General features: G+C 67.4%; 21 protein-coding genes. 5 read left to right on the top strand and 16 right to left on the bottom strand.

The features are described 5' to 3' along the window. Positions 1–29: 29 nt before the first annotated feature. The 8 genes from IE206_RS37275 to IE206_RS37240 all read right to left on the bottom strand — a co-directional run bounded on the left by IE206_RS37275 (position 30) and on the right by IE206_RS37240 (position 12,432). Positions 30–2,906, bottom strand: coding sequence for a hypothetical protein (locus IE206_RS37275; RefSeq protein ID WP_189970298.1), 2,877 nt, complete (start codon positions 2,904–2,906; stop codon positions 30–32). A 15-nt stretch (positions 2,907–2,921) separates the two neighbouring features. Further along, positions 2,922–4,013: a hypothetical protein gene (locus IE206_RS37270; protein ID WP_189970296.1), complete on the bottom strand. Its 1,092-nt coding sequence runs from the start codon at positions 4,011–4,013 to the stop codon at positions 2,922–2,924. Beyond that, a complete protein-coding gene (locus IE206_RS37265) occupies positions 4,013–4,939 on the bottom strand; it encodes a hypothetical protein (RefSeq protein ID WP_189970294.1) in 927 nt (308 codons plus the stop codon). Before IE206_RS37265 ends, IE206_RS37270 begins: the two co-directional genes overlap by 1 nt. Further along, positions 4,936–5,853: a phage tail family protein gene (locus IE206_RS37260; RefSeq protein ID WP_189970292.1), complete on the bottom strand. Its 918-nt coding sequence runs from the start codon at positions 5,851–5,853 to the stop codon at positions 4,936–4,938. Before IE206_RS37260 ends, IE206_RS37265 begins: the two co-directional genes overlap by 4 nt. Further along, a complete protein-coding gene (locus IE206_RS37255) occupies positions 5,850–10,826 on the bottom strand; it encodes a phage tail tape measure protein (RefSeq protein WP_189970290.1) in 4,977 nt (1,658 codons plus the stop codon). The genes IE206_RS37260 and IE206_RS37255 overlap by 4 nt, the downstream gene beginning before the upstream one ends. A 53-nt stretch (positions 10,827–10,879) precedes the next feature. Further along, positions 10,880–11,182 (bottom strand): hypothetical protein, encoded by a 303-nt coding sequence (locus IE206_RS37250; RefSeq protein ID WP_226599558.1) that lies wholly within the window; start codon positions 11,180–11,182, stop codon positions 10,880–10,882. A 26-nt stretch (positions 11,183–11,208) separates the two neighbouring features. Further along, positions 11,209–11,796 (bottom strand): hypothetical protein, encoded by a 588-nt coding sequence (locus IE206_RS37245; protein ID WP_189970288.1) that lies wholly within the window; start codon positions 11,794–11,796, stop codon positions 11,209–11,211. A 138-nt stretch (positions 11,797–11,934) separates the two neighbouring features. Next, a complete protein-coding gene (locus tag IE206_RS37240) occupies positions 11,935–12,432 on the bottom strand; it encodes a phage tail tube protein (RefSeq protein ID WP_189970286.1) in 498 nt (165 codons plus the stop codon). A 347-nt stretch (positions 12,433–12,779) separates the two neighbouring features. On the opposite strand from IE206_RS37240, the gene IE206_RS37235 reads away from it, so the two are divergent. Beyond that, complete coding sequence (locus tag IE206_RS37235; protein WP_189970284.1) at positions 12,780–13,247, top strand: hypothetical protein; 468 nt, start codon at positions 12,780–12,782, stop codon at positions 13,245–13,247. 97 nt (positions 13,248–13,344) lie between these two features. Here the strand turns inward: IE206_RS37235 and IE206_RS37230 are convergent, their stop codons facing one another. The 6 genes from IE206_RS37230 to IE206_RS37205 form a co-directional block, all read right to left on the bottom strand. Continuing rightward, complete coding sequence (locus tag IE206_RS37230) at positions 13,345–15,231, bottom strand: RICIN domain-containing protein (protein WP_189970282.1); 1,887 nt, start codon at positions 15,229–15,231, stop codon at positions 13,345–13,347. Between the two features lie 207 nt (positions 15,232–15,438). Next, positions 15,439–15,777, bottom strand: coding sequence for a hypothetical protein (locus IE206_RS37225; RefSeq protein ID WP_189970280.1), 339 nt, complete (start codon positions 15,775–15,777; stop codon positions 15,439–15,441). 86 nt (positions 15,778–15,863) lie between these two features. Beyond that, on the bottom strand, positions 15,864–16,103 hold the full coding sequence (locus tag IE206_RS37220; protein WP_189970278.1) for a hypothetical protein: 240 nt from the start codon (positions 16,101–16,103) through the stop codon (positions 15,864–15,866). After that, a complete protein-coding gene (locus IE206_RS43740) occupies positions 16,100–16,423 on the bottom strand; it encodes an HK97 gp10 family phage protein (RefSeq protein WP_506005494.1) in 324 nt (107 codons plus the stop codon). The genes IE206_RS37220 and IE206_RS43740 overlap by 4 nt, the downstream gene beginning before the upstream one ends. 74 nt (positions 16,424–16,497) lie before the next feature. Continuing rightward, positions 16,498–16,911, bottom strand: coding sequence for a DUF6093 family protein (locus IE206_RS37210; RefSeq protein ID WP_226599557.1), 414 nt, complete (start codon positions 16,909–16,911; stop codon positions 16,498–16,500). Continuing rightward, positions 16,904–17,272, bottom strand: coding sequence for a hypothetical protein (locus IE206_RS37205; RefSeq protein WP_189970272.1), 369 nt, complete (start codon positions 17,270–17,272; stop codon positions 16,904–16,906). The genes IE206_RS37210 and IE206_RS37205 overlap by 8 nt, the downstream gene beginning before the upstream one ends. A gap of 873 nt (positions 17,273–18,145) precedes the next feature. Here IE206_RS37205 and IE206_RS37200 point away from each other — a divergent pair. The 4 genes from IE206_RS37200 to IE206_RS37185 all read left to right on the top strand — a co-directional run bounded on the left by IE206_RS37200 (position 18,146) and on the right by IE206_RS37185 (position 25,619). After that, positions 18,146–22,534: an RICIN domain-containing protein gene (locus IE206_RS37200; protein WP_226599979.1), complete on the top strand. Its 4,389-nt coding sequence runs from the start codon at positions 18,146–18,148 to the stop codon at positions 22,532–22,534. 414 nt (positions 22,535–22,948) lie between these two features. Next, positions 22,949–23,746, top strand: coding sequence for a hypothetical protein (locus IE206_RS37195; RefSeq protein ID WP_189970267.1), 798 nt, complete (start codon positions 22,949–22,951; stop codon positions 23,744–23,746). A gap of 230 nt (positions 23,747–23,976) precedes the next feature. Further along, the gene (locus IE206_RS37190; protein ID WP_189970265.1) at positions 23,977–24,354 is read left to right on the top strand and encodes a hypothetical protein; all 378 of its coding nucleotides are present in this window, start codon (positions 23,977–23,979) and stop codon (positions 24,352–24,354) included. A 695-nt stretch (positions 24,355–25,049) separates the two neighbouring features. Then, positions 25,050–25,619 carry an HD domain-containing protein gene (locus tag IE206_RS37185; RefSeq protein WP_189970326.1) on the top strand — a complete coding sequence of 190 codons (570 nt, stop codon included), beginning with the start codon at positions 25,050–25,052 and terminating at the stop codon, positions 25,617–25,619. Here IE206_RS37185 and IE206_RS37180 read toward each other — a convergent pair. Then, entirely contained in the window at positions 25,607–26,074 is a 468-nt protein-coding gene (locus IE206_RS37180; protein WP_189970263.1) for an NUDIX hydrolase, read from the bottom strand. The two genes, IE206_RS37185 and IE206_RS37180, sit on opposite strands and share 13 nt — an antisense overlap. Continuing rightward, positions 26,061–26,819, bottom strand: a complete 759-nt coding sequence (locus IE206_RS37175) for a DUF5919 domain-containing protein (RefSeq protein WP_189970323.1) — start codon at positions 26,817–26,819, stop codon at positions 26,061–26,063. Before IE206_RS37175 ends, IE206_RS37180 begins: the two co-directional genes overlap by 14 nt. Between the last annotated feature and the right edge of the window lie 13 nt (positions 26,820–26,832).

Here is a 26,832-nt window from a genome sequence, read left to right as displayed (position 1 = left end):
TCCCCCATCCCGTTCCATGCCTTGGATCTCTACTTCGTGTAAACCACCCGAAGCCGTGGCGTGTTGGCCTGACCCACGCCCTGCGCGCGCCCGTAGTACGTGCTCGAGTTGCTGGCTGGGTCCAGGGCGATGCCGCGCCAGCGGGCCTCGTCGAAGATCGAGCTGATATCGACCCACTTGCCCTCGTTCCGGCCCCAGTTGACCAACACGGAACCGCCATCGGAGGAGAACGTGGAGGGCCGGGAATTGTGACCGTGAGCCTTGATCACGGCGGTGCCGCCACTGTTGGCGTACCAGTGCTCGAAGTACAGGTACAGCTGCACGGACTCGATCTTCGCACCGGCCAGGTCGTTGCGGAGCGCGGCGGGGAAGCCGACGAGTGAGGCCTGTATGCCGTTGGTGCCGGAGTAGTAGCCCTGCATCATCTGGTTCCCGTAGTAGCTGTTGTACGAGCTGCGGTTGGCGTAGCTTCCGCTCCAGGAGGCGGTGTACTCCTTGGTGTAGCGGGTCGGGTTCGGCTTGGGCGGGGGCAGGGCAGCGCCTCCGGTGTTCAGGCCGCCGGTGTTGGGGATGGCCGGGCCGATGTCCTCGACGTACAGCACGCTCGGGTAGCCGTCGCCGCTTACCATGCGGAGCTTCTGCCCGGTAGGGCCCCAGCGGACCATGAAGGATGTCAGCAGCCGGTGGGTGCCGGCGCCCAGGGCTGAGCCGGGGCAGGTCAGCTCCATGTGGGCCTTGGACCAGCCCTCGCCGCGTAGCGGCATGACATGGCTGTGTATCTGGCGGGATTTGACCGTTGGCGGGTTGGGGCCGCCGGTGCGCAGCCAGAACAGCATCTCGCCGCCGTCGCCCTCCGGGTCGACGTAGGTTTCCATGACGATCCGGTACATGCGCATGGGGTCGATCTGGCAGGCCAGTTCGACCCAGCCCATCTCGACTCCGGAAGTTGTTGTGACGGCCGCGCTGGTCTGGGTATTGATGGCCTGGATACCGCGGGGGAGTTGGGCGAGGTGCGTGGCAAGGCTGTCGCCGCGCCACGTCAGTTCCTCGGCGACAGTGAGGGACTGGAAGCCAGCCCTGCCTTCCTCGCTGATCGAAGCGACGGGGCGCCCCTTGGACGATGCGAGGGTGAGGTAGTTGGCCTCACCGGTCACGAGGCTGACCACCTGCTCGCCGTCCTTGTCGAAGAGGCGGACACCGTCCGGGGCCAGCTCCGCACGTTCCCCGGCCGTGGCACTGCTCATCAGCGGCCGGCACTCGACGTTGTCGAACCAGACGCTGCCGGCCGTTCCGTTCAGGGCTCCGATGCGCAGCACCGCCCGCACCGCGTTGGCCGGGGCGCGCACGGTTCCCGAGACCCGCCGCCATTGATTGTCGGCGGCGGGGTTTCCGGAGATGGTGCCGGAACTGATGGTCTGGCCGTCGCTGCCCTGCCAGGCGAGGGTGATGGCGGCATCCTTTCCGGCCCAGTCCGTGGAGCAGCGAAGATCGGTGCCCAGCCAGAAGGGTTCACCCGGGGCCACGGGGAACGGGTCGAAGCTGATGACCCTGGACTCTCCCTCGGCCGCCGCGTTGATCCGCAGGGCTGTCGGCGAGAGGTTCCCGCCCGCTTCGACGGTGGCCCAGTCGATGGCCAGCTGCTTGATCATCTGCTCGGTGTGGCCGGTTTCGAAGCTCGGGTCCGGCGCCAGGTTGCCGGTGGCGCCGATACGGAGCTTGTCGACCGTGATCGCGCCGTCGGCGATGGCCGGGGTGGTGACCGCGCCCCCGGTGAGGTTGTCGGGCCCGACGACACCCGTCCGCAACGCCTCGACGAACATAGAGTCGGCCTGCATGACCGAGGCGGTGCCGCGTCCGTAGTTGAGCCACAGCATCGGCCGTACGAAACGGACATCGGTGTGCACGGGCGCTGGGGCGCGCGGATCGGGGAAGTCCCCCGCAGGCGCTGCGGCTCCGGCGATCGTGCGGCCTCGCACATAGCCGGTGTACGTGGTCCAGCCGTCGGAGGCCACGAGGGTCTTGCCGTGGCACGCCATGTAGTGCTGGCTGCCGGGGGAGTCTTCGCCGTTGCGGTTGACCATGACGGCGCCGTCGGCACCGTAGCCGATCAGCCCGATGTACACGGCGCCCGGCCCTTCTGGAGCCTGGGCTGTGGAGCGGACCCGAGCCGACACCCGGTAGAGGGTGTCGGGATCGAAGGCGATCCTTGTGGCGGCACACAACTGGACCTGCCCCACGGCCTCCAGCACCGTGGGGCCCTGCAGCGCGTCGGTGACACCGGAACGAATGGACCAGCTGGCGTCCTTGCCGGAACAGAGCTGCTTCCAGCCGCGCGGGTCCCGCATCGTGTCAGCGAACCGCTGCGAGGTGGCGTCGGCCAGCGCGCCATCCAGGACGGACTGGTCGACAGCGGCCGGACCGATTGGTCCCAACGTGTCGGAGGCGACGGACGGGGCGCCGGAGGTGTTGCGGGCCACCAGCCGGATGTGGACCGGCTGCTTGGTGGGGATCGTGAACGAGCCGCCCTGAGGGGACTCGATGCTGCCCTGCAGGGTGCCAGCCCTGGGTTCGAATGGCGCCGTCGGGGAGGCGTGGACCTCGATGCGGGAGAAGTCGAGCGGCCCGGCCTGCGCGCTGCGGAAGGTGCCGTCCCAGGACACGGTGACCGCGCCGAGCACCGGCACAACTTGCGGGATGGACGGTGCGGGTGGTGGGGGCGCGTTGACGGCGGTCACCCCGTGAGTGCCGTCCGGCTGCTGCCCCACCAGGGCACGGAGTGAGCCGTCCTTGTCATAGACCTCGACCGTGCCGTCTTCGATCGAGGCGTTGACGAGCTTCGGGGCGCGGATGACGGCGCGGAGCTGCTGCTCCAGGCGGGCCAGGCGGGTGCCGATGTCGGCGGGCATGATCGTCCTTGAGGTTTAGGCGGCTGCGCCGTACTGGTAGGAGTCGGCCGGGGCGAGCTGGATCGTCGCGGTCTCGCCGGCTGCCGTGTCGGGGTGGATGGTCCAGCCGGTGATGCGGCACCAGCCGGACCAGGTGGTCCACTGGTCGCGGACGGCGACCTGGACGTCGTCGCCGATCTGCCAGGCGCCGATGCGGGCCTGGGGGTGGTCGCGGACGGTGATCTCCTCGATGTGACCGAGGCGTTGGCGCCAGGTCCGCTCGGCCCGGGCCCGCTGGGCGAGGGTCTCGGTGGCTCGTACGTCGGGGAGGTCCAGGGCGTGTTCCAGGCGCAGCCGCCCGTTACGGACGGCATCGATGGCACGTTTCTGCGAGCGGCCTTCACCGGTTCCGGTAGCGATGACGACCTGGGCGTAGTCGTCCGCGGAATACTGCACGGGGGTGCTGGTGATGATGTTGATGCCGGTGGAGAACGAGAGGTCGTCGCGGCGCCGCCCAAGGCGCGGATAGCCGAGTTGGATCCGGCGTACGGGGCGCCGTGCGCTGTCCCACCACACACCGCAGGTGTAGTCCGGGGCGTTGGGGCCTTTCACGAGGTCGTCGAGCTGGTCGCCGAGGACGGGGTTCTCCCACCAGCGTGAATGCCACGGCTCCGCTGGGCTGCCGACGGTCGCTGACGACGTGATGCCGTCAACGCTCAGGCCGAGGTCGCCGTCGGGGATCGACTGGGCGTAGGCGACGATGTCGCAGATGATGCGGCACGGGTCGGCTCGTACGTACGGGCCGCGGCCGCCCAACTCGCCGTCCAGATCTCGGCGGCGTTGCAGGTACGAGGTCCACCCGGCCGCCTCGACCACGACCTTGTCGCCCTCGGGTTCGGCCCGCCAGATGATGCCGCCCCACCGCAGGTAGCCGTCCCGTTCCACGTAGATCAGCGTGTTCCCCGCGTCGGCGATCTCCGGCAGACGCCGTCCCAGATGCGGCTCCAGCGTGCCTCGCAGGTGCCCGGGTCCGTTCAGATCAGGGCCGAACTCGACATCGGTCAACGGGAGATCGGAGGTGAGCCAGGCGCCGGTGAGGGCGTGCTGGGTGAGATAGCGGTAGCCCATCAGGCCGCGCCTTCGTCGAAGGAGATCTCCGCTATCGCGGTGGTGGCGACGTCGGCTTCGAACCATCCGGGGAAGTCGCTGCTGCGGGCCACGATGTGCTCAAGCCACTGGACGGTGTCCCGGTAGGCGGGCGGAATGTCGATGGTGTCGGCGCTGATGAAGTTCAGCCGCTCCGAGCCGGCGTTCGACTCGACCACCACTGACTGGTATTGAAGCGTCCCGAGCCGCCCGGCGCTGCCGCCGTAGCCGTAGCCGCCCATCAGCTGCACCCCGGCCAGGGTCATTTTGATGCGGGCTCGTACGGCCCAGGACGGGACATAGACCTTCCAGCGGGCCACCGGCGGCCACTGCGTCCAGGTGTAGCCGGTGCCCTTGTACGGCTGGTCCTCGGTCGGGGAGGCGGTGAACAGCTTCGAGACGCTGCGCGGGTTGGCGACGTTGCGCAGGTCACGGATCATGCCCGCGGTGATCGTCGCGGTTCTCGCCGGGATGTCGATGCACGCCAGCGCGACCCCGGTCATGCCGGCGGGCGGCGTCGTCGCGGTGGCCGCCACATTGGGCACGACCTCGAACACATTGATGGCGTCCTTGGCCGGGTCCCGGTTGCCCTCGAACTCGGGGTCCACCACGCGCAGGACGATCATGTCGGTGCGCGGGGTCGCCCCGGTCGGTGCGACAGGCACGGTGGCGGTGCCGATGTTGTACGCCGTGTACGAGCCCTGCCAGGCATTGGCTCGGCCCCGGATCACCGCAGACCCGTCGCCGATCTGCACCCCTGCTCCGGGAGTGGGCAGCGGCACTACTTTCAGATCCCCGTACTCGGTCACTCCCTCCGAGCCGCGGGAGAGGTCCCGGATCATCATGCGGAACGTCTGTGCGGAGTGGGTGGCGCCGGTCACGAGGAGCGGGGCTTGTGCGAGCGTCATGAGAAGGATGTCTCCAGAGGGGTTCCGAGGGTGGTGAACGCGTCACGCCACGCCACGGTGAGGCGGGCGGACAGAGTCGGGTCGGCGGCCGTCCAGCGGATCTCACTGCGCCCCGGCGGCAGGCGGAACGCGTCGAGCGGCTGCGTGGTGGCAACAGCACCGCCGTTGTCGCGGGTGATGACCCGCTGCCCGGGCCGGGTATCCACCCGCACCCACTGGCCGGCATCCAGCACGACCGGGATGCTGAGCGTCCGGCCCGTCTCCACGTGCGTGATCTGCGGGTTGGCACACGGGCCGCGCACCGTGAGCACGGGGAACGCATCTGTGTTGCCGCTGTTGGTGACCCAGCCCGGACGCTTCTGCCCACCCGCCGGACCGGCCCCGTTCACGACGATCGGGGCCTGCACGGGGGCGGTGAAGCCGCCGCCGGACAGCCAGCCCAGCCGCAACTCCACCTGCTGCTCGACGTCGCCGCCGTACACCGGGTCGGGGGCGGTGAACTCGACATCAAGGGGGATCCAGCCCAACGGGGCTTTCTCCCACACCGGTTCGAGCTTGCGGATCCGGCCGAACAGTACCCGGATTGGCGACCCGGGCCACTTGATGCGCAGAGGCATCACCGCACCGCCGACCGTCCGTACCCGGCTGTTCTCTGCGATCTGCTCCAGCGCCGCCAGCAAACCGGCAGCGGCCACCGGATCGCCGGGGGTCTTGATGGCGCAGTCGATCCGCACCGTGCGTGCCTCGTACCAGTCCGGCGCCAGCCACGCCCCGTCCGCGCCCGGACGCTCCACGACATCACCGCGTACACCAGGGCGGGCGAGGCCTTCGATCGCCGTGATCGGGATCCGGGTGCCGTGGCCGAGACGTATCCCGCCGATCTCGATCTGCCAGTCCGTAAGGTTCGTGCTCATCGCAGCGCCCCACCGCCCCGCTTCGCACGCCGTATCTGGTACGAGACGGCCGAAGAGATGTCGTCGGCTGTTGCGCCGGACCGGGTGACGTGAATGGTCTGCGATCCGATCGCCGGAGCCTGCTGGACCACGACGACCTGAGAGCGCCCGGCCCGCGCATCCACCAACGTCCGCGGCACGAGTCCGTACCCGAACTTGCTGGCAGTGCCCGCGAGCACGTTGGTGGCACGGCCGCGCTTGGAGCCCGCGTGCGGAATGTACGACTCGCCTCCAGTCTCCCTCTCCGCGAACTTGATCAGCCCGTTCGCCGAGCTGGAGGAGTAGATGCCGGGCTCCCACGTGCCGCCGTTCGCGTACGCCTTCCCTGCGTTCGCCTTCACCAGGTCGGACAAGAACCGGTCCGCCCGCCCCCCTGCCTTGCGGATCTGGTCGGTGCTCTTGTTGGCGATCTCGATGATCCGGTCCTCGGACAAGCCCGTCGTGTCCGCGACCTGATGAATCCCGCCGCCCTTCGACAACGACTTGATGATCTTCACGAGGTCGCCGAGCTGCTCCCCGTCGAGCATCTTGTTCGCGCCGGCCGACGCCTTATTCGCCTCGTCTGCCTTCAGCCAGTTGTGCGCGGCCTGGTCGGCCAGGACCTCCGCGTCCCGGTCGTTCTGCTCGGCGAGCCGCGTAGCCAGGTCACCGAATCCACCGGCAGCGAGCTGAGCCAGGTTGTTCTGGAACGCTGTGGAGTCCTTGACCGCGTTCTGCAACTGCGCCGTGTAATCGGCGAGCGAGGCCTTCGCCGTGCTCGACAGCTTCTTCAGCTGGTCGGCCATCTCCTGGATGTACTTGGTGGAGCCGGTGGCCATCTTCCGGGTCAGCTCAACCCCGTCGGCGCCCATCTCCTCCAGGGCCTTCGCCACATCCGTGCCGGCCCGCCGCGCGACTGTCGTCAGGTTGGCGCGCCACGCCTGAGCCGTCGACACGGAGGTGCGGAGGTTCTGCTCGAACAGGCCGAGGTCGAAGACCTCCTTGTCGCCCTTCTTCTTCTGTGACTTCGACATCACATCGGTGATCGAGAACCCGGTGGTGCCCATCGGCTGGTACGACCAGTTCGACAGGCCACCCGAGGCGTTGTAGACAACCGACCCGCCGAAGCGATTCGCGACCTGGTCGAGGATCATCTTCGACCGGGCCCGCTTGCCGGACGCGAACGGGATGTACGCCTCGCCCTGCGTCTCGTCCTCTGCCCACACCCGCCACGTGCCGCCCTTGGCGATCTGCGCGACGTGGTTCTCCCGCACCCCGCCGTCCGCATAGGTGACGATCCCGCCGTCCGCCTTCGGGAGGACGTAGCCGTCCGCCCACGGCCCCGAGCTGCGTTCCGACGATGTGCGGTAGACGTCGTTGTGGACGGTCGTGATCGTCACCGACTTGCCGCGCAGCCCATCGATGGCGCCCTGGATCGTGGCGACGTTGCTGGTCGCCGTTCCGGTCGGCGCGGTGACCGTGATGTCCTTGCTGCCGGGCACTTGGCTGATCGTGAATCCGAGGGCCTCAAGCTGTTCCCGTGCTGCGGCTGTTGGGGCGCTCACCGATATGTACTTGGCGCCCGGGTCGGTGAGGATCTTCTGCTTGACCGCTTCGAGGCTGCTGATCGCGGCCGCGTTCTCCGCGGTCACCGCGATGCCCTTCGCGCCGGGCGTCTGGCCGAGCTTCACGATCAGCGCGTCCAGCTCGCTGCGGGCAAGATCGGTCGGCGCGGTCACCTGCACCCGCCGGTCCTTCAGATCAGTGATCGTGAAGCCGAGACTCTTCAGGTTCTCCCGGGCCTCGTTGTCGAGGGTGGAGATCGTGACGGTCTTCTGGTCCGGCGTCGCCTTCAACGCCTGCTGCACGGCGATGAGTTCGGCGACACCCTTGTCCATGCCGGCGGTCTGGAGCAAGATCGACACCTGTGACGGCACCAGCCCCGCGTTGTCGGCGAGCTTCGCCGCCGCCTCGGCCGTCAGCCCGTATCCCCGGGCGGTGGCGATCGCTGATTCGCGGGCCTTGGCCATCTGCGCCTGCGCGGCCTGCAACGCCTCCGGAACACTCTTCCCGTTCGCGTCGGCGTACTGGTAGGCCGCCAACGCCGCATCCGCCGAGTTCGTCGACAGGCCTTGCAGAACGTCGTACAGCTTCTGCCCGTTGCGCGTGACCGTGGACAGTGACCCATCCATGTTGAGCAGCACCTGGCCATAGCCCTGCCCCTGGTCGATGCCGCCCTTCAACGCCTCGGAGGCGTCCGACACCGACCGGTTCAACCGGGCCTCGGCCGCCGACAGGTTCACCGACCCACCGGCCAGAATGTTCAGCGCATCGTGCAGAGCCCGAGCCCGGGTGTCCGAGTCCGCCGTCGTGTCGGACAGGCGGCGCATCGCATCGGAGAACTTCCCGAACGGGCCGACCGCATCCGCAGCCGACTTGCCCCCAGACCCCGTGGCCTCGGCGAGGTCCTTGGCGTCCTTGACAGCCTGGGACATCTCGCCCTTGACCGAGCCGAGCGCGGTCGCCGCCCGCGAGGCCGCCAGCCCCTGATCGTTGTACGTCTTCGCGGCGCCCGCGGACGTCGCCAGCCACTGGACGTTGGCCTCCGCCGTGTCCTTGAGCCGGTTCTGGAGCGCGTTGAGTCCGCCGTCCTGCCCGAGGTAGGCGTCGGTGAGCTGCCGCGCGTTGACACCGGCCTTGGCCATCACGTCAACGAGCCGGTTCTTCCCGTCGAAGACCTTCGTGTCCATGACCGCCTGCGCGGCCGCCGCCCGCACGCTCTCGTTGATCTGCCCATGTGACTCGCGCAACGCCTGGGTGAGACTGCTGATCCGCGACTGGTGCTCGGCCGCCGCCTGCGCCGCCTTCTGCTGGTGGGACGCCAGCATCGACAGGCCGACACCTGCGGCGGCGATCGCAACTCCCCACGGCCCGCCGAGCGCACCCGTGAGTCCCGTCGCCGCAGCGCCCAGCCCGGTGCCCATGGCGCGGGCGACACCGCTCACGGTGCCCTCCGCGGACCGGAACGCCGCCGTCATCTGCCCGACGACAGGAATGCGTGTCTGAAGAACCGCCAGGGCCTGTCCGACCCGGCCGATCGAGACACCTTGGGCGGCGGCCAGCGACTGCTGGAGCTGCATCTCCTGGCGCAGCGTGCGGAACGCCCCGGTGACCGGCCCGGCGACCGTCCCGCCCAGACGCATGAAGGTGGGGGTGACGTTGCGGGCCAGAAGCATCGCGAAGATCGCGGACTGCACCGGCCCCGGCAGCGCCGCGAATCCGCGCACCAGCCAGGCCACGGTCTGCCCGATCGGCACCAGCACCCCCGACACCGCGCCACCAGCCGAGGAGACCAGGTTCAGCGCGGTGACGACCATGTCCAGGCCGGTCGCGCCGCCCTCCGACTCGTCCCCGACCTCCGCGATCGCCTCGATCACCGGCGCGGCCGCCTGGACGATGTTGCGGAAGACGTCCCAGACCGCCCGCCCGGCGTTGACGAGGACGTTCAGCCCGGCGCCCGCCACATCGATTGCCCCGTCCTTGAACGGTTCGCCCAGGCCACTGAACGCATCGGTCAGCTCCCGCACGCCCGCCTTGGCCTTCGCACCGAGCCCCGGTCCGGCGAGCGTGTACAGGTCGTGGACGTAGTCGACCGCGCCTGCCAGATACGGCGTCGCGGCGCTCATCCCCGCAGTCATCAGGCGCGTGAACTTCTCCAGCGCCGGCGCCGTCGCGGTGTAAAGGACCTGTCCGGTGTTCTTCGCCTGCGTCTTGAGCTGGGTGACCGCACCCGCGAGGCCCTTGGTCTGGGAGGCGGCGATCTCACCCGCGGCACCGGTCCGTGTGACTGCGGTGTGCATCTGGTCGTACGCAGCGACACCCTGATGCGCCAGAGCCGCCGCACCCGCGAGAGCAGGTTTCCCGACCACGTTCGCGAGAGCGCCGAGAAAATCCTTCTGGGACATCCGGTGCTGGGCCTGCTCGAAGCCCTCGATGACCGTACGCAGGCCCTTGAAGTTGCCCTGCGCGTCCCACGCCTCGATGCCGAGGTCCGCCAGGCCCTGGCGCATCGCCTTGGTCGGCTTCGCCAGGTTCGTGAGCATCCCCCGCAGGGACGTTCCTGCTTTCGAGCCGAGGATGCCGGAGCGGGCCAGCATCGCCACCGCCGAAGCGGTGTCCTCCAGCGAAACACCCAACTGGGCCGCGACAGGCCCGGTGTAGGACATCGCGTAGTAGATGTCCTGCAGCCCGCCCGACGCCGCGTTCGCGCCCGCCGCAAGCACGTCGGCCGCGCGGCCCGCGTTGTTCGATGACAGACCGAACTGGTCCATCACGTCACCCAAATACCGGGCGGCGTCGGCGGCCGAAAGGTTGTCGGCCGCGGCGAGCTGCATCGCCGCCCGCGCGTTCGCGATCGACGACGTACTGGTCTGGCCCGCCTTGGCGAGCTCCAGCATCGCGTCGGCGGCCTTCGCCGCCGACGTCCCGGGAATGTTCAGGTCGGCGCCGAGCTCCCGCGCCTTCGCGCCGGCCTGGACCATCTCCTGGCCCGAAGCCCCGGTAACGGCGCCCCACTTGTTGATGCCGCGCTGGTATTCGTTGCCCTCCCGGGCGATCTCCGCGAGCCCGGCGACGATGCCGCCACCGACCACCAGACCGCGCAGATGGTGCAGCTCCTGGCGGGCGCTCAGCAGACCGTGCCGGAGCTGCTGGGTCGAGGAGTGCCCGTCCGAGCCGAGACGGCGCAGACCGCCCCGGGCGCTGTCAGCGTCCCGGCTCAGCGAGCGAAGCCCCGTGCCAGCACCGCGCGCACCGTCGCCGACCTGGGACAGCTGCCGGTGAAGAGAAGCCGTGTCCCTGCCCAGGCCCCGAAGAGCCTGGGAGGTCTGGCGGACCTCGGAGAGCAGCCGGGAGAAATCCGCCCGCGCCTGAACGCTGAGCGTGTAGCTCGACACCGGGCGGTGCCCTTACTCCCCGCACCCCTCTCCCGCAGTGCCCTCCAGCGCCCCTACCGGGGACGCGGTACGAGGCCGATGCGCACCCCGTACCCGTCAGGCCCCTCAGGGACCTGGTCCTGCTCGACCGCGATCAACTCGCAGCCCACACACCGCACCGTTGTGGTGACGTACGCATACCGGTCGCCACCCTCGGCCTCGTCCCACTCCGAAGCCCTCGTGCCGCACTGCTCACACACCGACCGCCGGTACGCCTCGAACGCGAGGGCCTTCGCCCGGTCCGCCTCCGACCACCCGCCGTCCCCAGCTCCCAGGAACAGGGAGTGGGGGATCCGGTAGCGGTCACACAGCTCCAACTCCGCCCGGAACTGCGCATCGGCGATCAGTCTTTTCCCAGCTCCACCGTCGTGGTGCGGGCGATCTGCTGCGCCTGCCAGGCAGCCGCGAACAGCGCGTTCGACTCCGCGACCGGCCATGAGTCCAGAAGGTCCTGCGCCTCCTCCTCTGTCAGCCCCTCCACCGCCTGACCGGCGTCGTCCCGTTCAATGTGGGCGGCCGCCACCAGCGCGGCCGGGAACGTCTCCGGATTCCAGGTGTCGCCGTCCTCCGCCTGCGTCTCCGTCGGCGGGAACCGCTTGATCAGCCCGTCTAGCACCGGCCTCGGCAGCGCCTTGAACGTCAGCGACAGCGAAGCGTCGTTGAACTCCGCCTGTGCAACGGAGAGTTCGGCCGAGGCCTGCTCGGTCTCAGGGCTGGTGGTGCGCTGGTTTTCAGCATCGGCCATGCGGCAGCGGGCGGCCTCCAGCTTGGCCTGCTCCAGCCGCTTCTTCACGGCCAGGTCATCACAGATCTGGAGCGTGTGCTCCGGCAGCTGTCGGGCACGAAGACGAGCCAGCTTCCGCGCCCAATGCGCATCAAGGACAACGGCGTTGGCCGGCGGGGCGGGAACGGAACGGGCTGCGGCAGACATACAGAAGACTCCGAAAACAGAGGACGAGGAAAGGGGCGGGGAGCCCGGTCGGGCCCGTACGGCTCAGCGCCGCGAGGGAGGTGAGCGAGGGCACTGTTACGCGCACTCGAACCCGGCCGGGCAGCCTCGGGAGGCGGACTACTTGTCCACCTTCGGTACCGTGGCGGGCGGGATCACCGCGTCCTGCGTCGGCTTCTCCGTGATCGAGAAGGACACCGTGAACTTCGCTGCCTCGTTGTCTGTCGAATAGTTCGGCGACCGCGAACCGATCCGCACAGGGAACACATCCATGGAGCGCGAGCCCGGCACATCGCCCTTCCGAAGGAACACGACCCAGCCAGTGGCGTCCTTCGTCAGCAGCTGCTCGATCTCGTCGGACACCTGGTCCTCATAGAAACCCAACGACGAGTCGTCTGCCTGATCCGTGCCGGGGATCTTCGACTCGAACGTGCTGCCCAGATCGGGGGTTTCGATCGCCTGGTTCGTCAGCGACCAGCCGTCGATCGCCGCGATCGCGCTCGTCAGATCGGTACCGGCCGTCAGCTCCGGCCGGGTAGGAACGTGACCGGGGTCGGCGACTGTCTTCAGCCACAGGACACGGGTAACACCGCGCCGTGAATACTTCTTTACCTGCAAGGTCTGCTGTCCGATTCCGGGACGGCAGCCGATTACACAGTCAAGGCGGCCCCGTCCCTCGAAGTCCTGTCGAGGAACCGGCCCATCCCGAAGCCGGGTGGGCGTCCGCGCGGGACCTCCGCGGTGAGGGGGAAGCGGCACGTTCAGCGAGGCGGTGCCGCTCTACAGGGTCACGATACTGTCGCCAGCCACAGACCCCACTACCGTCGAGCCGGCGTTCCGCTCTGCAGGGAGGCAGGGGGCGCTACTGAGGCGATAGTCAGTACCGGCACGACAGCCATCGGCATCAATCCGTCGACGAATAGGATCGTGTGATCCTGCGACATGGTCTCTGCGGAGGTACGGGCGTGGCAAATCTGGTACGGCAACAGGAACTCGATGTTGAGGTTGCTTATCGCGGGTTCTGTTTCCAAGAGTCGGACGACAGCGCAGTGCCAGTCCCGTTTAACGATGGGTACGAGTGGGGCGTGTTCCTCAACCCTCACGCACGGCGCATTGATCTGTTCAGCGCCGGTCACACCCACACCGCCACGGTCACGGTGAAGGTGTGGGACGCCGAGCCGCCCCTGGACACGAGCGTTCAGTGGGATGAGCAGGGCGAGGTCGACTTCGAGTCGACGACGGGCGAGGTCGCGGTCTGGACGCTGACCCTCGGCCGTGCCAAAGACGTGATCAGCCTTGCCGAATCGGGCGGGCAGTGGCGGGTCCGGGTCTATTGTTCCGGCCGTGCCGAGGTGGAACGTGTCACGCGAATCGAAGGCGTCGCTCACGGAGTGGAGAAGTACCTACTGGAGTTCTGGCCCCAGGACGCCTGAGGAGCATGTGGTGCGGCCTGCCCAAGCCAGAGCCGCACCACACGCTCGATACCGGACCTATGCCCTCATGTTCCGCCGCCCCTTGTAGGCCATGAGCTCAGTCCTCGCGCCACTTCGCGGACGGCTGACCCACGTTGTCCCACTGTTGGACCCGTGCACCGTTTGCTGTGCTGGAGTTGTCGATCTCAAGGATCTTGCCGCTGTTGACATTCTTCAGGATGCGGCTACTCGGGGTGCCCTGGAGCTCCCACTCCTGGGTGCTGACACCAGCACAGTCCCATTGCTGCACGGGAGCACCGTTGTCCTTACGTGAATCCGCGACTTCCAGGCACTTCCCGCTGCGGTCATTGACGAGGTTTACATAGGTGCCGTCAGACGTCGGCCTCGTCACCCACACCGCGCCCGGCTGCCCGTTGCAGTCCCACTGTTGGGCAAGAGCACCGTTGACAGTGCTGGAGCCATCGATCTCCAGGCACTTATTGCTGTTCTGGTTGGTCAGCAGGCCGCGGCGTTCCGGCGCACTGCCGGTGATGCTGACCGTGAAGCCGTCCTCTGGACCGTCGATGATCCGGTTGCTGGTGTAGAAGCCGCTCAGCAGGTTGCCGGCGGCGCCGTTCTGGGTGCCGTCCAGCGGCATGGCCGAGTAGTTCAGCTTCTCGGCGTGCACGTCGTACTCCTCAAGTGCGGAGCCTTCGTAGGTGGTGGCGAAGGGAAACTCGTCGCATTCCTTGCCGCCGTCGGTGTAGTTGGGCCCCCAGTAGCGGGTGCATTCGCGTACGGCCACCGCACGGTTTCGCTCGCGGCGCTTCTGGTCAAGGTAGAGCCGGTGCAGTGGGTGATCGGCGCTGTTGCCAGGGATCTTCTTGAGCGCGTTGAGAGGCTTGGTGGCCGTCGGGTTGGTGAAGGCCAACTGGATGTGCTGGGCCACTGCCTGCTCGGGCGCACCAGCCTGGGCGCTGTAGTTCAACGTCGTCAGGTAACTGAAGGCCGCTCCGCCCTTGTTCGCGGGATTCCCGGATCCGGTGGAGTTGCGCAGGTATGAGGCCGCGTCCCAGCGAGGGGCCATCATGAATGGCTTGACATCAGGAAGGTCCTGTCCGCCCTTGCCGTTGTCCCAGCCTTTCGGTAGAAGCGAGGTGAGCACAGGCTGGTACACCGCGAACACCACGTCAGCAGCGCCTGCTCCGGTGCCCTGGCCCGGAGCAAAACGTACCGTGTGCTGGAAGGTGGCGCCGCCGCCCTGGGACAGCTGATCCCAACTCATGTACTGGGTCGGCAGGTTGCCGCCAAAAGCTGGCTGGGCAGTCGACGGCCAGGTCTGCGGAAGCTGCCCGTTAACCAGATGGATCTGGCCGCTTGTCTCCGTCGTTCCGATCTTGGAAAAATCAGTGAAGTAGTAGTCGAAGTGGATAGTGCGGTCAGCCTCCTGCGGAATCGTGCCGACGACGTAGAGCTTGAACGTGCTCTCCCCGACCGGTGTGTTGGAGTCCTTGCGCTTCCATATGACCGTGACCTGCTTCCCGCTACACACCGCGAAGCGGGACTTGATGTAGAACTGCGTATCCCCGCCCAGTTGGGCCTTGCACTCGCCCATCGCCATAGTGCGTGCCGGTTCCGGGTACTGGACCGCCATTGCTCCCATGGATCGGCGTGCTGACGGCAGAGGGGCCACGGCTGACGGAGTGGCGGCGACAGCCGCGCTCTTGGCCGCGGGCCCCGTCGTCTCTCGGGCAGTCTGCGACTCCTGGGCAACCTGTGCCGCACGCTCCAGTCCCTTGCGGGTGGTGGCGTCCTGAAGGTCGGTGAGAGTTGGAGTCTTGGCGCCGGGCGGCAGCACCAGCGTCGCCGTGGAAAGGTCCGGCGTGCTGTCGGTGGCTGCTGGTGCGGCAACCGCCGGGCCAGCAACTGGGATGAGCGCGACAGTAACCAGCAGCGCCGCAGCCTGTATACGGGCTGCGTGGCGCCGCAGGGGTCTTGCAGACATGTCATACCCCCTTCAATAGCGTCCGGAGGCCCGGACGCCAGGTCAGGAGCAAGATCTACCTGATTCGTCTATCAGTTCGAATGCTGGATCGTCTGCAATGGCTGGAAATGTGGGAGCAGTGACGGAAACGACTCCCGGAACACGGGCCTACGCGCGAAGGCCCGGCGCGGATAGCTACGCACCGGCCAGCAAAATGACGACACTTGCTCACCCGGTAACGGAGAACTGGAACCTCTGGGCCCCCGATACCACGCAGTCCTTCGCCGACTCACTGTCGAAGCCGTCGTCGGCTAGCTGCCGCCGCGCCCATACGTACAACCCCGACGCCTCCAGGCCGTTGACCCAGGCGCCCGACGCCGTCCGCTGCAGAACAGCGCGACGAACCCGGTCCGCCAGCCACTCCGCCTGATCCATGCGCCGGGCTACCACCGTGACTTGGTAGGTGAGCGTGGCTTCTGCCCATGAGTCTACGAAGGGTGTCGCAGCAGGCGTCCCACCCAGCGGGTAGAGCACCGCGTACGGCAACTCAGCTGGCTCGCCGTCCACCAGCGGTAGTTCACCTAGCCCGCATGGACGCCCTGTTGCCCGAGCCAACAGATCCTGTACGGCTGCGGTGAGCGGCCCCCGGTCGATCACTCGTCGTCTCCCGCGAAGAAAGCCGCAGCCGGACCCTCAATAGACAGCACTGCGTACCGGCACAGGCCGAGCGCATCCCACTCCGGAACACCCGGCGTCGTCAGCATCGACAATGACCGGTCACCGTCACCGTCGAGAACCTCGGCGACCACGACAGCCCGCGTGAGCATGCCCCGATCATGGGCAGCAAGCACCTCGGCCAAGGCCTCCTCCAAGTCGAGCATCACCTCACTCACAACGCCCCCTCGACAGCGCGGCCGAGGTCCTGCACGAGCCGAGATCCCGCCTGATCCACGGCAGGTCCGAGATGCGGGTACGGCCGCTGGCTGTAGTGCCGACCGAGGCTGTCGACACCGACGAACCCGAACTCCAACCGCCTGCCTTGCGGCGCACTCGTACCAACGTCACCGACGACGACTCGACCAGCCCGGTGTACCTCGCTGCTCCACGATGCCCGGTACCGGCCGGTGATCACCCGGGGACCGGGACGTCCCGAAGCCCGCTGCCGCACGTCCTGCACGAGTGCTTGGGCGCTGTGTCGCATCGCCGCCTCCACCGCAACTAGCGACCGTTCCACCCCACGGTCCAACGCGGCAGCCAGCGCGCCAGCATCGGTGAACGAACCGCCGCTCACGGCTTCTTCCGGTCGTGCTCCTCCAGCCACACGGTGCGCAACACCGGGAACGACGACACCTCGTCGAGCGCCGCCACCCGGTACGTACGCCCCACAGCGTGCCCGTCACGGGCCTCCACCACCGTCACGGTGTCCGCCTCACGAAACTCCGGTGCCCCCAGGGGGAACAACATCCGATAGGCGGGGCGAACTTCCTCAACCCACGCCGATTCCCGCCCGGTACGGGCACGGATACGCTCCTGCCGCCCGTACAGACCCGACTGCCCGTCGTAGACCACAAGATCAGGCACAGGGACCAGCTGACCGGTCGCCGGATCGAGCAGGTCGTCCCCGCCGTCCCGCACAACTCGCACCTTGTCCGGCATCAGATGCCGCTCCGCGAACCGGCTGACCGCAGACTGATCAAGCACTCTTGGCCCACTCCGTCAGCTGCGCCAGCACTCCGCGGGTCAACTCACCCGGCTTCCCGTTGAGATCGTTGCGGTCCAGCACTGCCTCATCGAGCTTCTGCCAGTCCACGGCAGCAAGGAAGTTGACTACCACGTGCCGTAGATCGGCAGGCTCCGCCACCACCTCAGCCATGCCGTTGAACTCGACGCCCTGCCAGCTCTCGGCGACGTACAACGTCACCTCCGGGCCCTCATCCTGCGTCTGCGTGATCCGGTAAGCCTCAACCGCCGAGGCCACGTCACGGCCGTCGATCTCGATCACGGCCGGTTCGTCTGGACGGGTAGAGATCCGGACACGGCGAGGCTCCAGGTACGTGCTCATGTTTCGGAGCCTAAGTGAGCGAAGAAGAGGCCTCGAAGTGAGCGGCGCAGCGGGAAGACCGGACCGCTACCAAGCGCCAGCACTCAGGAGTGTCTAGCCTCGCCATGCCTTGTGTACACGGGCAAGGAACGCTGGGTGACTCTGCTCAACGCGGGCGTCAGCGACGCCTCGGCGCACCGACTGGAACCTCAAACAGCCCCTCATCCGCCGAGACCTGAGGCCAGTGGGATCACGCCACTTCGATAGGGGGGACAAACAGGCCTAAAGTCCTGGTTGGCGTATTCCGCTTCACAGGAACATCACAGGTGTTGCCTAGCATGCGCGTACGTTCGATGGGTTCCGGAACATGTCCGTACCTATGGCGCGACCTGTGGGGCTTTCGCGATATTCCTTGTTCCGCTCCTCCGCCTTGTGTCTATGGTGAGCGCCGCGTGCACGAAATCTTCACCAATCTGGATGCACGCGTGACATTCGGTGGCCGGGGGGACGCCGTCGCCCAGGGGGAGGGCTGCGTCGCCATGCTGTTATCGCTGCTCTGTGCACCAATCCTTGCTGAGTGGCGCGTTCCTGACGTGCGGTCAAGGCAACAGCTTCCCAGTCCTTGACCGGCTCCCGGCCGTCGGCCTCACCGGTGTGAACGACGAAGCGGAGGATGCCCAAGTGCGCTCCAGTCCATGGTTCCGTACGCCCAGATCACGAAGATCCACAGTCCTGACCTCAGTCATAACCTCCGTCACCGCGCTGGCTGTCACAGCCGGGCTCGCCATCCAGCCCGGTTTGACCGACCTGGGGCGGGGTGCTGAGGCTGCGAGCAATTCCTATGCCTGGAACGAGGACACCTCTGCTGAGCAGTTGCGGCAGGACCAGTGCCTGATGGCGGATGTGCTGCGGCTGGGCGGGTCGTCCATGGCCCAGAGCGCGCAGGACGGTCTCAACCAGCCGGCCGACAAGCTCCACACTCTGGCCGATCGGCAGTACTGGCAGAAGACTCCGCTCGCTACGGCGTACCAGGCGGACCGTGACGGGGCGGCCAAGCAGCTCGATGCCATGGCTGCCAAGCAGAAAGAATGGAAGGGACCTCTTTCGGGGCTGTCGGCTCCGGCCGGTTTCGCCAGTGTCGCCGACTTCTCGGACCCGCCGGGCACGGCCGGTGACGGCCGGCAGAGCTTCTACGATCAGACCGGTCTGTCCCGGTGGATCGCGGACCGGTTCTGGAAGGCCGAGAGCGACTTCTACCAGGACTCCACGCCGACGGCCGATGCGAAGACGCTGCAGGCCATTGATGCCGTGGGCCTGCCCCGGTACGGCACGGACCCCACATCGGGCGGGCTGTCAGGAGAGGAGTGGAACCGCGCTCTGGCGGAGCGCAGCGCGTTCCAGTGGTTGCGCGGCGACTGGTTGGACAAGGCCGGATCGGACGACGCCCGCATCTTCCTGGCCTCCGGCGGCTTTCCCCGCACCGCGCCGCAGCCGGGCACGGCGGAGTACCGCATCGCGGTCGAGGACCTGAAGTCCCGTTTCGCATCGTGCGCCTGGCGTGATCCGCTCGACCCGGACAAGGTGCTGGGCGGTATCACCGACACCGCCGCGTCGGAGTGGCAGCAGGAGGTGGCCGCGCAGGCCGTGCAGCGCAACCAGATCCTGAGCGCCAGCGCGGACGCCACCAAGGCGCTGGCCACCGGCGCGAAGGCGCTGGGGGAGCTGCTCGGCGACTCGTGGGTGGCCGATCACATAGCCCGCTGGCAGGACTACTGGTCACCCGGCGGTGCCGGCTGGGTCGGTGATGCACCGGCTGTGATCGAGGTGCATGACGCACAGGGCAAGTGCCTGGATGTGGAAGGCGGCCGGACGGACAATGGAACCCCCGTTCAGCTGTACACCTGCAACGGCACCGCAGCCCAGCAGTGGAGGATCTACGGCGACGGCCGCGGATCGCACCTGCAGAGTGTCGATTCCCTCAAGTGCCTGGACGCGGCGGGAGGGAAGACCGACGACGGCACCAAGATCCAGATCTACCAGTGCAACGGAACGGCCGCCCAGGGCTGGGAATTCAACCTCCGCGCCACGACCCCGCTGAAGAACGTCGGCGCGGGCAAGTGCCTGGATCTGCACACCTTCAACAACGGCAACGACGCATGGCTGTGGCCGTGCAACGGCACCGGGGCGCAGAAGTTCGACGTCAAGCCGACCGGTCACAACGGCACCGTGCCCCCCGACACCCAGTTCACCCAGGCCAGGAACGGCATCAACGGCGCCCAGAGCGGGGCCAAGCAGCAACTCGAGATCCTCCGGGCCCAGCTCGCCACCGCGCAGAAGGCCGCGGCCGCGTCGGACACCGCCGAGCAGACCGCCTACACCAGCGCGGATGCCGCGGGCGCGCCGCGTGGCCGGGGCCTGCTGGTGGGTCAGCAGAAGAACCAGGTCACCCAGGCCACGCTCGCGGCCCTTCAGGCGATGGTGAACGCCGGCGTGACCGCCGAGGCCGCCACCCGCGCCTCCGGCGCTGACAGCCAGACCATCGCGCAGCGGGCGCTGGCGCAGGCGGCGCAGGTGCAGACCGAGTTCCGCAAGAAGGCGGCGGAGACGGCCGAATGGCAGGCCAAGGCAGCCGCAGATGCGGCGAAGATCCACCGTGACAACGCGAAGAAGGACAAGGAGACCGCGGAGGCCAAACTCGCCGACACCTTGAAGGCCGAGGGCGATGCGAAGGCGGCGGCCGCCGACGCGCACGCCAAACGCCTGGCTGCCGAGGCCGAAGCGGCCACGGCGAAGACGGAGAAGGACACCGCCGTCGTCAAGCAGGGCGAGGCCGCCCAGCACAAGCAGAACGCCCAGACCGAAGCGGCCAACGCAAAGACCGCCAAGGACAAGGCCGAAGCCTCCGAAGCAACCGCGGTCGAGAAGAAGAATGCCGCGGTCAAGGCCCGCGACAACGCGAAGGCCAAGCGGGACGACGCCTGGGACGCCCAGCAGAAAGCCGATGCGGCCCGAGCCAAGGCCGACGCGTTGGCCGCCTACGCGCAGGCTCGTGAGTCTGAGGCTGATGCCAAGGAGTCGAGGGCAGCCGCCAACGAAGCGGCCAAGCACGCCGATGAGGCCGAAGCAGCCGCCAGTAAGGCACGTTCCGAGGCCGACGCGGCCTCGGCAGCGGCCGCAGAGGCGGATGCCGCGGCCACCCGGGCCGAGGCGGCCGCTAAGCGTGCCCGCTCCGATGCGGACGCCGCCCAGGCGGCCAAGGCGAAGGCCGATGCCGCGGTGAAGACCGCGACCAGCGCCGAAGCCGACGCACTCGCCGCATCCCAGCACGCTGCCTCCGAAGCCAACACCGCCGTCAAGCTCGCCGACGAGGCCGAGGCGAAGGCCAAGACCGCCAAAACGCAGGCGGACGAGGCCAGCAAGGAAGCCGCGAAGGCGGTCGAGGCATCGGCGAAGGCCGCCGGCTACGCCCACGTCACCGCCCAAGCTGCCGAAGACGCCGGCAACGCTGCCGTCCAGGTCGCCAAACCCGCCAACGACGCCATCCAGCTCGGCTCCCCCTACATCACCACCGACTCCGCCGCCGGCCTGGTCGTCCTGGCCGGACAGGCGTCCAAGACGATCGCCGAACAGCAAAAAGCCGTCGCCGACGCCCACTCCCAGAACGCCCAGAACGCAGCGGCCACCGCCCAGGCCCTCGCCGACCAGGCCCAGGCCGACACCAAGGAGGCCTACCAGCACGCGGCCAACGCCGCCCGCTACGCAGCAGACGCCCGCGGCTACGCCACCGAAGCCCTCGGCTACGCGGCCGCCGCGGCCACAGCAGCGTCCAAGGCCGCCGACTCACTGGCCCGCACCATCGAGTACGACCGCCAGGCCACCGAAGACGCCGCAGCCGCCAACACCGCAGCAGGCCAAGCAGAGGGCTACGCCAAGGACGCCCGCACGGCGGCCGACCAGGCAGCCCTGGACGCCGACGCCGCGCACGTGGCGGCAGCCCAGGCCACCCAGGACGCCAAGGACGCCCGCGCCGCAGCCGACCGCGCCGACATCGCAGCAACCCAGGCCGAACAGGCCTCGAAAGACGCCGACAAGCTCGCCAAGGACGCCCAGACCGCAGCCGACCAGGGCGCGACGAAGGAGAAGAACAAACAGATCACAACCGGTGCGGGCAGCATCGGCGGCGTCTTCTACAAGTCCAGGTTCGAGCCCGTCGGGGACCCGGAGATCCTGAAGAAGGACAACTGCAACATCCTTGCCCACACGGGTGACTGCGTCCTCACTGCGAAGGTCACCGGCAAGGTGTTCGTCGACCTCTACCTGTGCACCAATCCAGATATCCCGGACGCGCAGGCCGGGTGCCTCGCTTCTGACACCCTCTACCTCACCACTCAGGAACTGAAGAAGCCTGAGACCCAAGAGATCACTCACGTCATCACGCCGCAAGCGTTCAATGACGCTGTCTCCAAGGGGTTCGTGAAGGCACTCACCGAGGACTTCGTCGGCTGCTGGGACAAGATCACAGGAGGAGGCGGGAGCTGGGGCAACTGCGGCTGGGCAGCCTTCGACATCACCACCCTCGTCTTGGGCAGTGCCGCGATCAACGCGATCGCGGACGGCGTCAAGTCCCTCGACGCGGCGGTGAGGTTTGGCATCGGGGTGGGGGATGCCTGGAAGGGCCTGCGCGCAGCCGGTCTCACCGACGCTGCCATCACGGGCATTGGTGCGAAGCTCTTCGACAGGTTCGTCAAGGCGTGCGGTACGGGTGCACGCGCCATGCTGTCCGCCCGTATGCCGGCGGCCAAGGGTTCCTGCCCGCTGGAGCTGATCGGATACAACAGCGACGAGTTGAGTCACCTCGCATTCGAGTACCGGGTGGAGAATGGCTTCTACGGCGCAGATCACAACGTGGCCGTGGCGAGGGTGCCAGGCTGGAACGATCCCAAGACCGGTGACCTCGTGGTTGCCAGCAGCGGGTGGAGCGGGCACTCCGAGACAGAGATCCTGGACATCCTGAAAGCGAAGGGCGTCGACCCCAAGAAGATCACTGCCATGTACACCGAGCGGCAGCCGTGCAAGGACTGTGACGATGCTCTTGCGAAGGCTCTCGGGCCAGATGTCACGGTCACCTATTCCGTCCCGTACGCCCTTGAGTACGCGCCAGCCTCGAAGCAACTTCTCGCGCAATACATCAGCCAAGCGAAGGGCGGACGAATGGCACGTTCCACGGCCCGCGGCCAAGGCGCTGAGGTGCAGAAGCAAGACGCGCCAGAACCATTGATGTAGTTGCTGCCAGGGCCCCGCCGGGATCTTTCGTTCCGGCGGGGCCTCCACAATTTCGCCCGAGTGGCAACAGGCTTGACCGGGCGGGGAGAATCGGCAGGCCGAACCGTCGCGCCGCGGGCAAGTGACTCAGGAGACCTCTTGACATACATAGATCCTCAAATCCGCACGAATGCGGAAAGAAGTGGCACCCCGCATGCTCCGGAAGAAGTCCTCGCCGCGTGGCATGCGCTGGCAGAGGCAGTCTCCCGGGAGCTCCAGTACGCGGGACTTCCCTCGTACGTTGAATTTTCCAATGCCCCAGCCGAAAGACGGACCGGCGCGTGCGTTGGTGTCAGCACGACGGACAGTCCTGCTGGCGGCGTCTACGTAAGCTGGAATCCCAGCGAATCGCTGGCCGAGACTGCCCTGAGTTTCATGAAGCCAGACCGGTTCGATCTCCTGGAGCCGCTGATCGAGCACTCTGTCCGGGTCAGTTCACTGATGGATGAGGCCATCAACAACGTGCTCCTGCTCGCCGGTTTCCGCACGCGTAACGCCACCGAGCTCAACGACCTGTCCTCGGGGATCCATGTCGCGGGCCGGCAGCCGAGACAGTGGTACCTCGCGGCCATCCTCGCGGAGGGCGTGGTCGGTCTCATCGCCTCCATCCACGCTTGCGACCCATGCGAGGACGATTCGAGCGCGCTCGTCGGCATCAGTGCGGAGGGCAAGGCTCGGCTCACCGGACGTGGTATCCGGATCGCGCAGGACGGTCTGCACAGTCTTGCGGCCGATGACTTGCAGGACCATATTCGCGCAGTCCGCAGGATCGCCGGAGCGATGCACAGCCAGGACATGGCCCGCAGGGGGTTCTGGAAAGCGGACCGGTCGCTTCTGGAACTTGCCGACGAACTCTGCCTTCCCCCGCAAGAACCGTCAGCGACAACAAAGTCTTCGCGGACCTCGGCTCAGGTCCTCGCTGCCGCATACCTGGCCCTGCTCGGCAGCCTTGAGCTGGCCGACGAGGACACCATCGACACCGATGACGCCGTCAAAATCACCGAAACATGGACAGGGACCCTCCGCAGGCGGCTGGACGACGCGCCTGCCGAGGATCGACAGGAGTTGATCCGCCTCTTCAACGAGGCTGCCGGCGAGGAGACGGACCCCGCCGTCAAGGCGTTCGCTTCGGGTCTCCCAGTGGCCGTCGGTTTGGCTGAAGAAGGCAACTGAGTGGAGCATCGCTTTCGCAGTTGAGTAGACCCGCCTACCTCAAGCAGGCGACAGCATTGTCCTAGCGGTACCGCTGCTGTGGTCATCTGCGACAAGCGACAACAGAAAAGGTTCTGCCCCGGCGATCTCGCCCGGGCAGAGCCCTTTCCGTTGCTGGATACGTTGGGTCGTTCGGGCATGTGGGGCGACCAAAATGTCAGTCCGGCGCATAAGGAAGCGGGGGAAATCGCATGGGACATGGGCTTTCCCTGCACCGGTTCGTGGACGGCGAGGCGGAATCGCTGGACGAGCGGGTGATCAGGGAGGTATTGACGCCTCATGCTGTGAATTCGGGCCAGAACGACACTGAGTTGCTGATCCGGGCGGCCGACGGCGGAGAAGCGGAGGTGGACGTGAGTACCGATGGCATCAGCGTGCACCGCTTCCCACACGGTGGAATCCTGGACATCGTCGCCGAACTGGCCGACTGCCTCGGCGCCGCCATCGCTCTTCCGGGCGGTGTCCTGGTGAGCGGTGAGGAGCAGCGCGTGAACCTGCCGGATGGGTTGAGGGACATGGCTGTCGTCGTGGAGATGACGGGCCCGGGCCTGCGGAGGGCTTTCGGCTAGTGATACGGCGGTGGTTGCGCAGCGCCCGCTGTCTGACATCGCCAGAGACGAACGTCCGCAGGCATGGAATGCACGTGACCTCCCCTGGGTGTCTGGAGATTACCGACAAGGGCATCCAGAGCACTCACCTTTGGCGACCATACGCACCGTCGGCCGCAAAGCTGAACATGGGGCCGTCTCCTCGCCGTTGTTTCAGCACCCCCGAACGCCCTTCGATCTGTGGCTGGTTGGGTTCGCGCCAGCGGAGCCGCCGGAAGCTACCCTAATTACACCGAACGGTTGCCCGTTCCTTCCTCTGCCCATTGACACAACCAGACTGCCCTGACACATGGCCGTCAGTGAAGCCTCAGGCAGGCAATGCGGGCGCACTCTAGTGCTTCTAGGCACCAAACCAGTTTCCGCGTCCCGCACCAACGGCAGGTGCTACCGGCGTGGGCAGCAAAGTTGAAGATCGACGTACGGCGGACCTTGCCGGGCAAGGAGCGAGAGAACGCCAGCGGAGCCGCTCGCCGGGATTCGGCGGACCCCAACCAATCTCGTGACCTGGTCTCGACCAGTTTGGTAGGAGAAGAAGGAGGCCGGCCTACCCCGGGGTGCCGCGGCGGAAATCGACGGGAGGCGCTCGAATCCCAGGTAAACAGCCCTCGGCGCCCGACCGAAACCCGGTTCCGCGCCGGACAGTGCGTAAAACTGTGTTGGGAGAATCGATAGTGGATACGCGTTGGGCACGGCACGTAGCTGAAACCGAACTCGGCCAAGTACTGCCCCGTAGGTGGGCACATTCGCGGGGTGTGGCCCATGCCGCTGCTCGCCTTGCGGCAACGGCGGGCGACGACGCCAACCTGCTGAGTGCTGCGGCGGTGCTCCACGACGTCGGCTATGCGCCACGGCTGGCGGTCACCGGCTTCCACCCGCTTGACGGGGCTCGGTTCCTGCGTGACGAGCACCAGGCGGACGAACGGCTGGTCCGGCTGGTGGCCAACCACTCCTTCGCGTTGCTTGAGGCGGAGGAGCGGGGGCTGAGGGACGTGCTGGAGGCGGAGTTTCCGCTGCTGGGGGACGAGCGGCTGGTGGATGCGCTGGTGTGGTGTGACATGACCACCACGCCCTTCGGGGAGCCCACCACTGCTCAGGAGCGTGTCGCGGAGATCGTGGGCCGCTATGGAGCGGACAGCGTGGTGGGCCGGTTCATCCGCCGGGCGTCGCCCGAGATCTTTGCGGCGGTGGGCCGGGTGGAGGTGGCGCTGGCGGCTCACCCGAGGTAGGGGTAGGTGCCGGCGAGGTAGTCGCCGATCTGCTGGCGCATGCTGGGGTGGATGTCGTAGTCGTCGAGGTCGGCGGGTTGGACGAAGCGAACCCCATCGGCCTCGTCGTTGATGGTCGGCTTCCCGCCGACGGGACGGCCGATGTAGGCATTCTCGTACTGCTGGCGGATCTCACCGTCGGTGTAGGCGACGATGTGGTGCGGGTTGGTGTACACGCCGAGGAAGCCAGTGATCTCGGCGACGATGCCGGTCTCCTCTTCGCACTCGCGGACCGCGCACTCTGCGGCGGTCTCGCCGATGTCCTGGGCACCGCCAGGCAGGGCCCACTGCCCCGTGTCGCGGCGTCGTTGGAGCAGGATTGCACCGTCTTCGTCGACGACAAGCAAGTTGCTGGCCGGGATAAGGGTGTTTGCCTTGGGCGCTTTCGGGTCGTGGTAGTACTCAGTCCTGCCCATGGGCGGTGCTCTCCTCCTGGTCGAGTCTCCAAGGCCGTGAACTGGCCCAGACGGTGTTGAAGCTGTCGGCGTACGTATCGAACCAGCCTGCACTGTCTGCCCTTTTGAGGTGGAGCAGCGGGTTGGCACTGGCGGGCTGGCCGTAGACGTGCGGGTTGACCAGCAGGGTGTCGTCGTAGCGGAACAGCGAGGTGTACAGGGTGGTGTCGTGCAGGCGCACCTCGCAGCCGGCCTGTGGTAGGAGCGGCCGGTAGTAGGTGAGCGAGGCGCGGATCTTGGCAGCGAGAGTGTCGCCGATGCCCTCCTCCCGGCCCCGTACCGCGACGGCCTGGCCGGTGGGGTCGCCGAAGCAGAGCCGGACCCGTACCCCGTCGCGGGCGCGCTCGGCGAGCATCTTGGCGACGTGCGGGTTGGACTGGGCGAAGAACGTCCCGGAGAACACCAGCACGCTGATTTCGGACTCGGCCTCGCGCAGCAGGGACAGCCACAGCTCGCGTGGGACGCTGGCTCGATTGGGGTAGCTGCCGACGAGATCGGAGCTCATTCCGCCGGGCTGCTGTGGTGCGGGCCACAGGAAGGACTCCTCGACGCGCAGCTGCTGAGCTACGCCGAAGCGATGCCGTGCGTGCGGTACCCGCCCGCCGAGCCAGCGGCCGACCGTCTTGGGATCGACCTTTAAGGTTTCCGCAAGTGACTCCGGGGAGACACCGCGCTGGGCGAGCACGGAGCGCAGCCGTTCATTCACAAGAGTCATCCAA

The organism is Streptomyces violascens, from assembly GCF_014649955.1.
GTDB lineage: Bacteria > Actinomycetota > Actinomycetes > Streptomycetales > Streptomycetaceae > Streptomyces > Streptomyces violascens.
Note: the sequence above shows the minus strand (reverse complement) of the source record. Positions and strands in the feature narration are given on the sequence as shown.

Coding starts and splice junctions, on each gene's coding strand:
- IE206_RS37195 (WP_189970267.1), top strand. CDS start 22,949: ATGAAGCCAGACCGGTTCGATCTCCTGGAGCCGCTGATCGAGCACTCT.
- IE206_RS37180 (WP_189970263.1), bottom strand. CDS start 26,074: ATGGGCAGGACTGAGTACTACCACGACCCGAAAGCGCCCAAGGCAAAC.
- IE206_RS37205 (WP_189970272.1), bottom strand. CDS start 17,272: ATGAGCACGTACCTGGAGCCTCGCCGTGTCCGGATCTCTACCCGTCCA.
- IE206_RS37230 (WP_189970282.1), bottom strand. CDS start 15,231: ATGTCTGCAAGACCCCTGCGGCGCCACGCAGCCCGTATACAGGCTGCG.
- IE206_RS37265 (WP_189970294.1), bottom strand. CDS start 4,939: ATGACGCTCGCACAAGCCCCGCTCCTCGTGACCGGCGCCACCCACTCC.
- IE206_RS37190 (WP_189970265.1), top strand. CDS start 23,977: ATGGGACATGGGCTTTCCCTGCACCGGTTCGTGGACGGCGAGGCGGAA.
- IE206_RS37260 (WP_189970292.1), bottom strand. CDS start 5,853: ATGAGCACGAACCTTACGGACTGGCAGATCGAGATCGGCGGGATACGT.
- IE206_RS37200 (WP_226599979.1), top strand. CDS start 18,146: ATGGCGGATGTGCTGCGGCTGGGCGGGTCGTCCATGGCCCAGAGCGCG.
- IE206_RS37270 (WP_189970296.1), bottom strand. CDS start 4,013: ATGGGCTACCGCTATCTCACCCAGCACGCCCTCACCGGCGCCTGGCTC.
- IE206_RS37245 (WP_189970288.1), bottom strand. CDS start 11,796: ATGTCTGCCGCAGCCCGTTCCGTTCCCGCCCCGCCGGCCAACGCCGTT.
- IE206_RS37275 (WP_189970298.1), bottom strand. CDS start 2,906: ATGCCCGCCGACATCGGCACCCGCCTGGCCCGCCTGGAGCAGCAGCTC.